At 57.2% G+C, this 11,935-nt stretch carries 15 protein-coding genes; 5 read left to right on the top strand and 10 right to left on the bottom strand.

The annotated features are described in order from the left end of the window. Window positions 1-23 precede the first annotated feature (23 nt). From JIF53_RS04080 to JIF53_RS04070, 3 genes are all read right to left on the bottom strand, one after another. On the bottom strand, window positions 24-662 hold the full coding sequence (locus tag JIF53_RS04080; RefSeq protein WP_058089838.1) for a peroxiredoxin: 639 nt from the start codon (window positions 660-662) through the stop codon (window positions 24-26). A gap of 99 nt (window positions 663-761) precedes the next feature. Then, the gene (lspA, locus tag JIF53_RS04075) at window positions 762-1,274 is read right to left on the bottom strand and encodes a signal peptidase II (protein ID WP_058089839.1); all 513 of its coding nucleotides are present in this window, start codon (window positions 1,272-1,274) and stop codon (window positions 762-764) included. A 3-nt stretch (window positions 1,275-1,277) separates the two neighbouring features. Then, window positions 1,278-2,174, bottom strand: a complete 897-nt coding sequence (locus JIF53_RS04070; RefSeq protein WP_199451892.1) for a cation transporter — start codon at window positions 2,172-2,174, stop codon at window positions 1,278-1,280. Between the two features lie 97 nt (window positions 2,175-2,271). On the opposite strand from JIF53_RS04070, the gene cadR reads away from it, so the two are divergent. Then, window positions 2,272-2,673, top strand: coding sequence for a Cd(II)/Pb(II)-responsive transcriptional regulator (cadR, locus tag JIF53_RS04065; RefSeq protein ID WP_008173755.1), 402 nt, complete (start codon window positions 2,272-2,274; stop codon window positions 2,671-2,673). A 46-nt stretch (window positions 2,674-2,719) separates the two neighbouring features. Here cadR and JIF53_RS04060 read toward each other — a convergent pair whose 3' ends face one another. From JIF53_RS04060 to merR, 6 genes are all read right to left on the bottom strand, one after another. After that, the gene (locus JIF53_RS04060; RefSeq protein WP_011784892.1) at window positions 2,720-3,295 is read right to left on the bottom strand and encodes a TlpA family protein disulfide reductase; all 576 of its coding nucleotides are present in this window, start codon (window positions 3,293-3,295) and stop codon (window positions 2,720-2,722) included. A 56-nt stretch (window positions 3,296-3,351) separates the two neighbouring features. Continuing rightward, window positions 3,352-4,047, bottom strand: coding sequence for an SCO family protein (locus JIF53_RS04055; protein WP_011784891.1), 696 nt, complete (start codon window positions 4,045-4,047; stop codon window positions 3,352-3,354). 49 nt (window positions 4,048-4,096) lie between these two features. Continuing rightward, window positions 4,097-4,687: a protein-disulfide reductase DsbD domain-containing protein gene (locus JIF53_RS04050; protein ID WP_011784890.1), complete on the bottom strand. Its 591-nt coding sequence runs from the start codon at window positions 4,685-4,687 to the stop codon at window positions 4,097-4,099. A 16-nt stretch (window positions 4,688-4,703) separates the two neighbouring features. Then, window positions 4,704-5,894, bottom strand: coding sequence for a protein-disulfide reductase DsbD family protein (locus JIF53_RS04045; RefSeq protein ID WP_011784889.1), 1,191 nt, complete (start codon window positions 5,892-5,894; stop codon window positions 4,704-4,706). Beyond that, window positions 5,894-6,712 carry a thiol:disulfide interchange protein DsbG gene (gene dsbG, locus JIF53_RS04040; protein WP_011784888.1) on the bottom strand — a complete coding sequence of 273 codons (819 nt, stop codon included), beginning with the start codon at window positions 6,710-6,712 and terminating at the stop codon, window positions 5,894-5,896. Before dsbG ends, JIF53_RS04045 begins: the two co-directional genes overlap by 1 nt. A 693-nt stretch (window positions 6,713-7,405) precedes the next feature. Then, the gene (merR, locus tag JIF53_RS04035) at window positions 7,406-7,846 is read right to left on the bottom strand and encodes an Hg(II)-responsive transcriptional regulator (RefSeq protein WP_011784886.1); all 441 of its coding nucleotides are present in this window, start codon (window positions 7,844-7,846) and stop codon (window positions 7,406-7,408) included. A 73-nt stretch (window positions 7,847-7,919) separates the two neighbouring features. On the opposite strand from merR, the gene merT reads away from it, so the two are divergent. The 3 genes from merT (at window position 7,920) to merA (ending at window position 10,074) form a co-directional block, all read left to right on the top strand. Beyond that, entirely contained in the window at window positions 7,920-8,270 is a 351-nt protein-coding gene (gene merT, locus JIF53_RS04030; protein WP_011784885.1) for a mercuric ion transporter MerT, read from the top strand. A 14-nt stretch (window positions 8,271-8,284) separates the two neighbouring features. Further along, complete coding sequence (gene merP, locus JIF53_RS04025; protein ID WP_199451891.1) at window positions 8,285-8,581, top strand: mercury resistance system periplasmic binding protein MerP; 297 nt, start codon at window positions 8,285-8,287, stop codon at window positions 8,579-8,581. 86 nt (window positions 8,582-8,667) lie between these two features. Further along, window positions 8,668-10,074 (top strand): mercury(II) reductase, encoded by a 1,407-nt coding sequence (gene merA, locus JIF53_RS04020; protein ID WP_091704926.1) that lies wholly within the window; start codon window positions 8,668-8,670, stop codon window positions 10,072-10,074. Between the two features lie 33 nt (window positions 10,075-10,107). On the opposite strand, the gene JIF53_RS04015 is transcribed toward merA, so the two are convergent. After that, window positions 10,108-10,857 carry a TVP38/TMEM64 family protein gene (locus tag JIF53_RS04015; protein ID WP_091704929.1) on the bottom strand — a complete coding sequence of 250 codons (750 nt, stop codon included), beginning with the start codon at window positions 10,855-10,857 and terminating at the stop codon, window positions 10,108-10,110. Between the two features lie 190 nt (window positions 10,858-11,047). Between JIF53_RS04015 and JIF53_RS04010 the strand changes: the two genes are divergently transcribed. Next, window positions 11,048-11,935: IS256 family transposase (locus JIF53_RS04010; protein ID WP_228285461.1), on the top strand; the 888-nt coding region annotated here is incomplete at its 3' end.

Genomic DNA, 11,935 nt, shown 5'->3' with positions numbered 1-11,935 from the left:
AAGGCCAGCTGACGAATTCTCTATTACTTCCGACCAGGTTGGCGGGTAACGCGCAGATACGGTGTCTGCTCATCCCATCCGTCGGGGAAGCGCTCTTTGGCCTCTTCGTTGGAGAGCGACGGAACGATGATCACATCCTCGCCATTCTTCCAGTCCACCGGCGTGGCCACTTTGTGGTTGTCGGTCAGTTGGAGCGAATCAATGACGCGCAGGATCTCGTCCAGATTGCGCCCGGTGCTGGGCGGATACGTCAGCATCAGACGGATTTTTTTCGCGGAATCGATAATGAATACCGTTCGAACAGTCACCTTGGGATCGGCTTTTGGATGGATCATTCCGTACTGGTCGGCAACCACCTGATCCTTGTCTGCCAACAGGGGAAAATTGAGCCCCTTGCCCTGGGTTTTCTCGATATCCTTCGCCCAGTCTTTATGGGAGTCGAGCGGGTCGACGGAGACCCCGATCAGCTTCACACCGCGACTGGCGAACTCGTCCTTACGCTTGGCGAAGGCGCCGAGCTCTGTGGTACAGACAGGGGTGTAGTCGGCGGGGTGTGAAAACAGCACGGCCCAGTCGTCTCCCAGCCACTCATGAAACTGAATGTTTCCCTCGGTGGATGCGACGGTGAAATCGGGAGCGGTTTCTCCAAGTTGCAATGTCATCGTTTCATTCTCCTTTGCTTTGGCTGTCGTTCTCGGTTCGTCAGTACAGACGATATCTTTAAAGTCAACTTTAAGGTCAAGGCGTTTGTCAGATGTTTTTTAGCCTGATCCATCGAGCTCGACGTTCGTGCCCGATTTTTCGGGTATGAAACTGACATAGAGGAAAAGCACGGTGCCCAGCACAATGGCGATATCGGCAAGGTTAAAGGCTGGCCAGTGCCAGGATTGCCAATAGACATCAAAGGAATCCACAACATAGCCGCGGAATATCCGGTCAATCAGGTTGCCCATGGCACCGCCAAGAATAAGACTGTACGCGATGGCTTCTCCCCTGCGGCGGCACTGAAGAATCAACCTGATCAGTACGATCGAGACCACTACCGCGATTGCGATAAGAAAGTAGCGCTGCCAGCCTCCACCATCGGCAAACAGACTGAATGCGGCGCCGGTGTTCCAGACATGAACCCAGTTAAAGAACGGGGTCACCGGAATCGATTCGCCATACGCCATTGACTGCTGGACCAGCCATTTTACAACCTGATCAGACGCCGCAATCAGGCCCGAAATAGCCAGCAGGCCATACGGCAAGTGTTTTTTGGCAACGATGGACATTGTTTAACCCTTAAGCGCGAGGATGCGCCTGGCCCCGTTGAGTACGATAACCCCCGCAATGCTGCCGATGATCAGGTCCGGGTAGTTGGAGCCAGTCCACGCGACCAGGGCGCCAGCGGTAATGACCCCCAGATTGATCACCACATCGTTGGCTGAGAATATCCAGCTCGCCTTCATGTGCGCCCCACCCTCCCGATGTTTGGATATCAGCAGCAGACAGGTGGTATTGGCGATCAATGCAATGAACGCAATCCCCATCATTACCAGCGACTCCGGCTCACTGCCGAAGACAAAGCGCCTCACCACCTCTGCAAGTACGCCTACAGCCAGTATCAGTTGGAGTACGCCCGCGAGATGCGCCGCACGCACCTGCATTTTCACGCTATGCCCAACCGCATACAGCGCGAGCCCATACACGGCCGCGTCGGCAAAATTGTCCAGGGATTCTGCAATCAGGCCGGTGGAGTGCGCGATCAGGCCGGCCGTCATTTCCACCACAAACAGGACGGCATTGATACCGAGCAACCAACGCAGGGTGCCGGACTCCTGCTCGGCAGAGATAGCCGTATCCCCGACCGCCTTAATTGACTCAGGGTCGGCAGCGGCCGTTTCCTGAAGCGAAGCTCCCAGCCCGAGGGTCGCCAGCTTCGCGGTGATAGGCTCAGCCTCGCCATCGTGCACAACCTTCAACTGCCGATCAGACAGCTCAAAGGACAGCCCGCGAATGTCTTCAAAACCGTTCAGGGCCAGGCGAATCATCCGTTCCTCCGAAGGACAATCCATCTTCGGTACGGTATACACACTGATCCAGTTGCCGGACGCTTCAGAGGCCCACGACCCGGTATTACCCTCGGCGGGTGTTGCGTCGCAGCCACAGGCGTCTTCACAGGATTTACTCATGATACGGCTCCACTTGAGTATTGTCGGATTATGATTTAAAACCATATAGCCACTATAAGGTCAATAAAGCAGATACCATCTGTTGAGGAGAAACCCGATGCGCATTGGTCAGTTGGCACGGTCCGTAGGGGTCGACACCCAGACCATCCGTTTCTATGAGCGAGAGGGCTTGTTACCGCCGCCGGATCGTCAGGACAACGGCTATCGTATTTACACTGAACGGCATGTTGAGCGACTGGCCTTCATCCGGCGCTGCAGAATACTCGAGCTGTCACTCGCTGAAATTCACGAGTTACAGCGTTATCAGGGCGCGCCCCATCAGCCTTGCAGGGCCATCAACACCTTGCTTGATGATCACATCGCTCAAGTACGGTCTCAGATAACCGATCTGCAGGTACTGGAGAAACAACTTGTGTCGCTGCGAGCGAGTTGTAACGATGATCGGGAAATTGAGGCCTGCGGGGTTCTCGAAGGGCTCAGCGAAGGAAGCATGCAGTAGTAGCTTGAAGCATTACGCACCTGCCTTTTCAATTGCGTAAATCCAGTCAGTCCGGAACCCCTTCAATGGTGCGGGTCATCAAATCCACCATGGCCGGGCTGTCCCATTCCGCGGCACCGACCAGGCGGCCAATTTCGCGACCGTCATGATCAAGCAGCAGCGTTGTAGGAACACCTTCTATGCCCAGTGTTGAGGTCGCCAGTGTGGACGGATCAATATACTGGCGAAGATGCTGAATGCTTGTTTCCCGGTAGAATTTTTCAACAACGCTGATGCCTACGTGGTCAACGGACAGCGCGACCACTTCAAATTGCTCGCCGCCCAGTTGAGCCTGGAGTGAGTCAAGCGTCGGCATTTCCTCACGGCAGGGTGCGCACCAGGTCGCCCAGATATTGAGCAAAATCGCCTTACCCTTAAAGTCAGCCAGTGTCAGCGGCCTGCCGTCTTCGTCTTCAAAAGCCAGCTCGGGCAGAGTGCGAGGGGACTCCCAGATCAGGAAACCCTGGGGCCCCACCGACTTCGGAACCTTCCCTGCAGCCATAACTTGAGCGGCTATGGAAATAGCAAGCGCGAAAAGGACTACGGCGATTCCCCGGGCGGCAGATATGCGCTGGTGACTCATTGGACATTACTCCTGATTACAGTGGTCGGTTTGTTGCCGGCATGGTGCCCCACGCGTTACTCACTCTGTAACAGCTCTTCAATTCGCCCGTGCAGTCGGCCCCAGAACCCATCATCGGCTGCCGCGTTGGGGCCTTTGGCAATGGCCGTCAGGTAGGTCACCAGGTGTTCAGGCTTGAATTTCAATCCATGGAACCGGGCCCGCATCTGCCCTTCCGGGTCAATCACGTGGGTTACCACACCATGGACCTGTACACCCTCACCCGTATCCCTGAACTGAACGCCGTAGGCTTTAGCAAGTTCTGGTGTCAGTTCAGGTGGTTCCATCCTGGCTCGGTAGAGGAATTGCCAGTTGCGGGGATTCAGATCGAAATTCTCGCCGTAGGCACGCATGTTTCTCCGGGTGCCTGCAACATCTTCCCGGTCCGTGGCAATGGTGATGAACACCACCTCTTCACTCAGCCCTTCTTCTTCAACCCCGGTTTGCAACTGCCGGATCAGGTTCATATGCAAAGGGCAGGCCTCGGTACAGCGCGTGTAGAGAAAGTTAAGCACAACGGTTTTGCCGTTTAAGTCGGCAAGGGCAAGGGTATTGCCATCAACGCCTGTAAGATCAAATTCAGGGGCCGGCTGATCCACAAACTGGGCATACCGCTCTTTCTCGTTCAACGAGGCCTCCACATCTTCCATGGAATGGGCCATGGCATTGGTGCTGACCTGGGCAACCATGGCAATCAGCAATTCTGAATACACTGTTCACAGTCATTCTCCATTTGAGTTGTTTTCCGAAGGGAGTCCCGGTTTATTGTGGCTTGATATCGTCCAGATTCAGCGCAACGGGCAGGTCAGCTGGTGCCAGGCAAACGCCCTCGTCACTGCAGGCCTGTACCCGTACCGTCATGTCTAGCTTGCCTGCCTCTTTCAGCGCGGCGGTCTGTTTTTCATCTGGCAGCAGCCGGATGCTCGCACCGTCGTCGTACACCTCCAGGGCGGTGTCACCCAGCACAATGTCACTGACCCGGCCGCGCGGGTACTCCGTCGGAATATCGAGCGACTGGCCGCCAGCCGAAGACTTGGCGACGGTGGGGATCAGAAACTCCATGGAGGCTGGATTCGCATTCACGTGCCAGCCCGGTTCAATGTCCAGTGTCAGAACGATTTCACCGGTCTCCCCTATCAGGGCTTTGCCGCCTTCCGCAAGATTGAGGCGGACCTTATCGGAAGAATCTGCCAACCCCGTGCGGGCAACTGGCGCCTGGGGGTCGGAACTGGCTTGTTCAGGCTGGGCTGAGCCAGGGGCCTTTCCGGAATTGGTACCGATCAACATGAACGCCGCGATCGCGATCAGAAAAACCGCTATGCCGGTCAGCAATACTTTGGCTTGGGTTGTCATGGTTCATCTCCAGTATCTAGGGTTGTGAATTCTCGGTGCGGTTGATCGCCTCGACCAGGCTGTCGGTATCAAAGAGCCCAGTGAAACGGGCGACAACGGTGCCGTCAGCGTCAAAAATCGCCGCAAAAGGCAAAGCTTGCCCACCCGTCGCGGTTAACAATGCGTCTTTTTCGGGATCGCTTGCTGTCACATCCACCTGAATCGGCACCATGCCGGCCCGCGCTACGGCTTCAGCCACAGCGGGCTCTTTATACACGGTGCGCTCCAGGACCTTGCAGTTGATGCACCAATCGGCAGTGAACTCCAGCAAATACGGCGTGCCACGGGCTTTTGTGTCCGCCAGGAGTTCTGCGGAGTAGGGCTGCCAGACAAGTTCGTCTTCGCCGCTGCCCAACGGAGATGCGAATACCACTGTCACCGCAAGGGCAAGGCCTGTCGCCGTTGCAGTGATCACGCGAACGGCACCGCTCCCCTGAACGAAACGACGGAGACCCCAGACCAGCACCAGCGCCAGCCAGGCCCACCACAGCCAGGGGTATACCGCTTTGGGCACCAGGCTCGCGCTGAAAAAGACGGCGGCGGCCAGCAATATCAGCGCGAGCACTTCACGAATGGCCAGGGTCCAGGGGCCCGCCTTGGGCAACCGGCTCAGCCACTCGGGCCTGAGCATCAGTACCGCGTAGGGCAACGACAGCCCCAGCCCGATACTGCCGAATATCCCCATGATGACCGGTGTCGGCTGGGTAACGGCAAAGGCCAGAACGCCACCGAGGAATGGTCCTGCGCAGGGCGCGGCCAGAATCGCACTCAACAGCCCGGATACATAGGCTTCAAAGTAACGCCGGCCATGCGCCGAGGCGGCGAATGTCGGGACGGGGATGGGCAGATCGAGCCAGGTAATCACCGCAAACCCGACCATTAACGCAACCAGGACGGCCACGAATAGCGTTGACTGGAACAATGTGCCCCAGTTCCACTGCAGCAGTGCGGTCAGGCCGCCCAGCGTCAGGAAAAAGGTGAGTGTTCCGGCCGTGAATGCCAACGCGGCCAGCACCCGATGGGACCTCTGGCCGCCCGCCTCCCGCAGGATGGTCCGGACCTTGATGGGGATCGCGGGCAGCACGCAGGGCGTCAGGTTCAGCAGTAGACCTGCCATAACCGCCATCATGATCTGGCCGGCAATGAGTAATGAGGGCAGCTGATCCATTACTCAGTGACTCCCAGCATCCTGCCGAGCGCTTCCTGGCTGGGCACACCAGTCTGGCCCCGCCATTGTCCGCTCGTGTCCTTGAACAGCAGCCCTGGCGTCCCGCTGAAACCCGCCTCGGCCATCCACTGACCGTGTTGTTCGAGGGCCTGTTGAAGGTCGGCCGGGATCGGAGTGAGTTCAGAAATGCCGCGGCCGTCACCGCTTTTTCCGAAGTTTTCCTCAAACACCTGGAGCGCCGCGGCTCGATCCTCTGCGTTCATGATTGCTGCAGAAAGCCCCAGGCTGGACGGTTTGAGAAACCCAACCATGACCCAGTGCAACCTGACTTTCCCCTCCGCAACCCAATCCCTGGTTTGCTGCCAGAATTTGTGGCAAAAAATGCAGTTGGGATCCGCGAAGATATAGACCTCAGGGGCATCTTTACCGCCCTCGCTCACCAGATGGGGGTCCCGGGAGAGCTGCTCGGCAACCGACGCATACGTCGGCTTCGGTATATAACGAGCGGAATATTCGCTGGTCAGATCGTTGCCATCACTCTCCAGAAGTGCGCCGGAAAAAGTGAGGTCACCGAGACCATAGAGGATTCCGGTTTTCCCGTCGCCGGTCTTTACAACATAGCCGGTCACGCCCTCGGCTGGCGTGGAGAAGCGTTCAGTCACCGTAAAACCGATTCTCTCCTGCAGTGCCTTGATTCCCGGGTCCATTGGTGGTGACGCCGAGGCCAAGGCAGCGAATAAACTCAAAAAAAGTGCCATCGAAAGCTTATGGCAGAGCACGGTCATGCCGCGCACCGGGTATTCCAGATAGAATGACATCACAGATACGTTCCCGTTTTCATGTATTCATCAGTCGATAAAATCACCAGCAAAGCTGCCTACGTGGTGGTCTACCGCGCAAGGCCAAACGACAGGCACTCGAAGCGAAAGCCTCTGGTAATCAAAGGTTCAGGAGACTGTTGATTACTTGGGAGGAAAAGGGTCTGGGCCAGAAAGTACACGGCCGGAATGAGAAGAATAGCCTTTCGGGCAGGGGGAAGATAACAGCACTACCGAGTCTCTAATTGCAGATTTCCCGACATGGGACGTTGAACACGGGCTACTGCAGCTGCCCTCGGCATTGAGCCCGGCGCAGTCATGCATCACCTGGGTGTCTGGCAACATGACACAAGCCTCGGCCATGGGTTCCGCTTCAAAAGAGGTCGCGGCAACTCCCTGTGCAACGGGGAGAAGAGCCACGAGCAGTAGTACTGCCAGTCCCATAAGCCGTGTGGTCATCGCACTGATATCCTGATTACAGAACAGCTAAAACATCTTCCGCGTGGGAAGATAGTCGCCCACTTTAACCTACATTGGCGGAAGTGCAAACAGACACGCTCCATCACCGTATCCGCCAATTCGGCTACCAGAGTAAGATGTTGGCGGCGCACATAAGTTCCTCAGAAGCTTGGGTGTGGGGACTATCCGGGGATAAAACATCCGCTCTCCCTCGAGCCCTCAGTCGAGTGAAAATCATGTTCTTTCACGTTGATCGTTCCCCCCCACTGCCCCCTCATGCAATGATGCAATCAATGGGCAGGTAATATTGTACGGATGGGCATGGCACTGCTCAACCATCTCGCCCAGTACCTTCTCGATTCTCCCCAGTTGGTCGATTTTCTCACGCACGTCCCGCAACTTGTGCTCGGCCAGAGCGCTGGCCTCCTGGCAGTGAGCGCCATCTTCAAGTTGTAGCAGGTCACTGATTTCGACAAGACTGAAGCCCAGCTGCTGAGCCGTTTTCACGAACATTAACCGCTCGATATCAGCTGGACCATAGCGCCTAATACCACCTGGAGGACGTTCCGGCTCCGGTACTAGACGTCGCCGCTGGTAATAGCGGATTGTCTCGACATGGACGTTGGCAGCCTTAGCCAGGCCACCGATGGTCAATGAATTCGCTTTATCCGGCATACCCCTTGACTCCGTAGCTGACTACGGAAGTAATCTTATCTCATCGAATGAAACCATGAAAGGTGTCAGCGTTATGCCGAATTCCAAATCGGGGCGTGTCCCCTTGGCTGCGGGAGGTATTGCGGGCCTTTTGGCTTCGGCCTGCTGTCTCGGACCGCTGGTACTTGTCGCGCTGGGTGTCTCCGGTGCCTGGATGGGCAACCTCACGGCTCTTGAACCTTACCGCCCGATTTTCATCGGCGTTGCATTGGTGGCCATGTTCTTCGCCTGGCGTCGAATCTTCCGGCCAGTGGAACAGTGTCAACCCGGTGAAGTGTGTGCCGTACCACGGGTGCGAACGACTTATAAGGTGATCTTTTGGGCAGTAACGGCACTGATACTGGTCGCCCTGTTGTTTCCCTATGCCCTTCCTCTGTTTTATTGAAAGGAGATTGTCCCATGAAAATGCGCTTTGCCATGACGTTGCTTTTCGCCCTGCTCAGCATGCCCTCGTGGGCCGCCATGCAGACAGTGACGCTTCCAGTTCCGGGGATGACCTGTTCCGCATGCCCCATTACCATCAAGCTGGCCTTGAACAAGGTGGACGGTGTTTCACAAGTCGACGTGAGCTATCCGGATCGAGAAGCCGTGATTACCTTTGACGACACACGAACATCGGTGGAAGCCTTAACCCAGGCAACGGGCGATGTCGGCTATCCCTCCACCCTGAAATCCCTGGAAACGGACAGTAAGTGAGTTGTGATAAAGGACTCCAAGCGCCCTCTGTTACACGCGACTCGGCGCCTGCCGTGACAATGCCCCAGTAATTCAAGGAACTCGGAATGAATAGTGACAAAAACCTGCATATCGCTGTGATTGGTAGCGGCGGCGCAGCCATGGCGGCTGCCCTGAAGGCCGCGGAGCGCGGCGCCCGCATCACCCTGATCGAGCGCGGCATTATTGGTGGTACCTGCGTGAATACCGGCTGCGTGCCGTCGAAAATCATGAGTCGTGCCGCGCATATCGCGCATCTGCGCACGGAGAGCCCATTTGACGGGGGCGTCAGCGCCCAGATACCGAAGGTGGACCGGGCGAACCTGCTTCAGCAACAGCAGACGCGTGTCGAGGAACTGCGCGACGCCAAGTACGAAGGGATTCTGCGCGACCAGACGGCAATCACGGTCCTGAACGGTGAAGCCCGGTTTGTCGATGCCAATAACCTGGTGGTCCAGTTGAACGAGGGCGGCGAGCAGAACGTCCATTTCGATCGCGCCTTTATTGGCACTGGCGCCCGTCCCGCAGAGCCGTCGATACCGGGGCTGGCTGAGACGCCTTATCTCACCTCCACCAGTGCGCTGGCATTAATTACTGTGCCTGAACGGCTGATCGTTATCGGCGCCGGTTTTGTTGCCCTGGAATTGGCCCAGGCGTTCGCCCGGCTGGATAGCAAGGTCACCGTGTTGGCCCGCAGCCACCTGCTATCCGGTGAAGAACCCGCCGTCGGTGAGGCCATAGAGGCGGCGTTCAGGCGCGAGGGCATCGAGGTGCTCAAGCAGACCCAGGCCAGCCGTGTGGACTATACCGACAATGAATTCGTTATCGAGACCAATGCCGGTACCTTACGAACTGATCAACTGCTGGTGGCGACCGGCCGGATACCCAATACCGAAAACCTGAACCTGGCGGGCATCGGTGTGGAAACCTCCCGTGGCGCGATTCAGGTAGATGGGCAACTGCAAACCACGGTCCCCGGTGTCTATGCCGCCGGTGACTGCACCGATCAGCCGCAGTTTGTCTACGTCGCCGCTGCCGGGGGCAGCCGGGCTGCGGTCAACATGACGGGAGGCGAGGCCACCCTGGATCTCAGCGCCATGCCGGGGGTGATGTTTACCGATCCTCAGGTCGCCACAGTTGGCCTGACAGAGGCCGAAGCGCTCAAGCAGGGCTACAATGTGGACACCCGTCTGCTGGATCTGGAAAACGTGCCGCGAGCGCTGGTGAATTTCAACACCCATGGCTTTATTAAGATGGTGGCCGAGCGCGATTCGGGACGCTTGCTGGGGGTGCAGGCGGTAGCCGGGGAAGCCGGTGAACTGATCCAGACGGCAGTCATTGCACTTCGGTCACGGATGACCGTGCAGGACATCGGCGATGAACTGTTTCCTTATCTGACCATGGTGGAAGGCCTCAAGCTCTGCGCGCAAACCTTCACCAAAGACGTGAAACAGCTGTCCTGCTGTGCGGGATGAGTATTTGCCAAGGCGCCTTCAACCCAACCTCTATCATGCAAGTTCGGACGCTTTCTGGTGCCTTAGGCGAGCCATGAGCAGCTTGGCAACAATCGGTAACAGGGTAATGCCACTGACCAGAATCAGAAGCACCGTCACCACCCCGGACTCAGAGGCCATGAGCAAGCCACCAAACGCAGTGATCAGATAGGCTGTCGGAATAACACCGGCCAGCGTTGCGACCACGAAGCGCCAGAACGCGAGTGGTGTCAGGCCCGCTGCATAGCTGACCCCATCGAAGGAGATAAAAGGCACCAACCTTGATGTAAAAATGACAAGCATCAATGCGCCCTGAGAGCGTTCCTTGCCAAGCCAATTCAATACCGGACGTAGTCGCTTCCAGCGATGGATAACGTCGTACCCCAAGGATCGAGCAATGGCGAAAGCGATCAGTGCGCCGGCCTCAGCACCGATAACCACGATGACTGTTCCCCATAGCGATCCATAGACCGCACCGGCAACCATGGCGATCGGGGCGCTGGGGATCGGGCTCAGGACAATGGCCGTGATCATCAGGCCAATGATACCCACCGGCCCCCAATACCCCAGTTGGTCAATCCATTCCGACAAGGCCGCCTTGTTGGTCACGGTGGTCAATGCTCCGGTCTCCAGCATGACCCAATAGATCGCAGCCAGTGCAGCCAGCAAGAGCATAACCCCGACTATTTTTGCTTTTGCGTTCGGTCTAACTCCCATACTTGCCATGGGTACCCGATGAAATTCATGCTTCAGGGTGGTAGTCATAATCTCCTCTGGCGTTCTTACTCGCGCGTCCAGAATCGTCCCTGTTTTTCGAAAACAGGTACTTGCCGAGGGCTGCGACGCCAAGTACCGAGTTATGGTGATTTCTGGTGTATGGAAGCAGGCTGAAGGGGTGGCGTATCCTGTTGGTTGATCTCCGCCAAGATCACAACCAACAGAGGAATGATACGCCATGCCCAAGTCTAACCTGCATGCTCTTTCACAACCAGAGGTAGCCAGCAACGACCCGTTGCACGAGTTGATCCGGCAGGGTGCCCGGGATCTGATCGCACAGGCCGTTGAGACGGAGCTGGAGAGCCTGTTGAAGCAGTACGCGGACGTCAAGACGCCGGATGGCCGCCGTGCTGTGGTGCGCAATGGGCACCTTCCCAAACGCGCTGTTCAGACAGGCGTCAGCGACGTAGAAGTCCAGGTTCCCAAGGTCCGGGACCGCAGTGGCTCTGGCATTCGCTTCAACAGCCACCTGCTGCCACCCTACCTGAAGCGCGCCCGGAGCCTGGAGGAACTGATTCCCTGGCTCTACCTGCGAGGTGTTTCCTCCGGTGATTTCCAGGAGGCCCTGAGTGCGCTGGTTGGTGAACAAGCCAATGGCCTGTCGGCCAACACAGTGTCTCGGCTCAAGGCGAAGTGGCTTGATGAGCACAAGGACTGGCAGCGACGAGACCTGAGCCAGAAGCGTTACGTCTACTGGTGGGCGGACGGCGTGTACAGCAACGTCCGCCTGGATGACCGGCTCTGCCTGCTGGTGATCATTGGCGTGACCGAGCACGGCCACAAGGAGCTGGTTGCGGTCGAGGACGGCCACCGGGAGTCCGAAGCCAGCTGGCGAGAGCTGCTCACGGACATACGGGAAAGAGGCCTGGAGCCTTCGCCCAAGCTAGCTGTTGGCGACGGCGCACTGGGCTTCTGGAAGGCCCTGAGCAAGGTGTTTTCCGTGAACACAAGGATTACTGAGGTCAGCCCCATGAAAACGATGGTTTACCGCCTGAATTCTGGCGTTTCCAGGCTTTTCCTGTTCGCGTTGGTTGCCGTCATGCCGGCCCTGGTTCAAGCCGAGTCT

The organism is Marinobacter sp. bablab_jr008, assembly GCF_016464145.1.
GTDB lineage: Bacteria > Pseudomonadota > Gammaproteobacteria > Pseudomonadales > Oleiphilaceae > Marinobacter > Marinobacter nauticus.
Note: the sequence above shows the minus strand (reverse complement) of the source record. Positions and strands in the feature narration are given on the sequence as shown.